General features: G+C 68.2%; 1 protein-coding gene. It reads right to left on the bottom strand.

What is annotated here, in order from left to right:
• On the bottom strand, positions 1-632 hold a 632-nt coding region (locus ACNI3Q_RS14660), incomplete at both ends, for a methyl-accepting chemotaxis protein (RefSeq protein WP_426277973.1).

The following is a 632-nucleotide window of genomic DNA, read 5'->3' as shown; positions in this document are numbered from 1 at the left end:
TCGCTTGCGACGCTTTCGGTATCTTCGCGGATGGCGGCGATGGTGGAGGACATGGAATCGGCGGCCAGCGCGGTTTCATCGACGGCGGCGGTGATCGCGGTCACGGTCTGCGCCTGCACTTCCATCGCGCTGCGAATGCGGTCCGCGCTCTGCTGAACCTCGGTCACCGTCGACCGGATCGACACATTGGTTTCCACCGTCGAGCGCGTCGCCGACTGAATCGCCGCAATCTTGGCCGCAATGTCGTCCGTCGCCCGCGCCGTCTGGTTGGCCAGGCTCTTCACCTCCTGTGCCACCACCGCAAAGCCCCGCCCGGCATCGCCCGCCCGCGCCGCCTCGATCGTCGCGTTCAGCGCCAGCAAATTGGTCTGGCTGGCAATGTCGCGGATCAGGCCCAGGATCGATTCGATCGACTTGGCATGGTCGGACAGCATCTCGCTCATCTCCACCGCCTCGCCCGCCTGACCGCTGGCCCGCGTCGCAATGTCCGCCGCCGCCTCAACCTCCGCCCGCGCATCCTCGATCGCCCGGATCAGGCCAGCCGCTGTCTGCGCCGCCTCCCGCATCGCTACCGCAGACTGCTCCGCCGCCGCCGCAACCTCCGATGCCTTGCCCAGCATCCCGCGGGCAGA

The sequence above is a fragment of the Sphingomonas eleionomae genome, assembly GCF_049889035.1.
Taxonomy (GTDB): Bacteria; Pseudomonadota; Alphaproteobacteria; order Sphingomonadales; family Sphingomonadaceae; genus Sphingomonas.
This window is presented reverse-complemented; position numbering and strand designations above follow the sequence as displayed.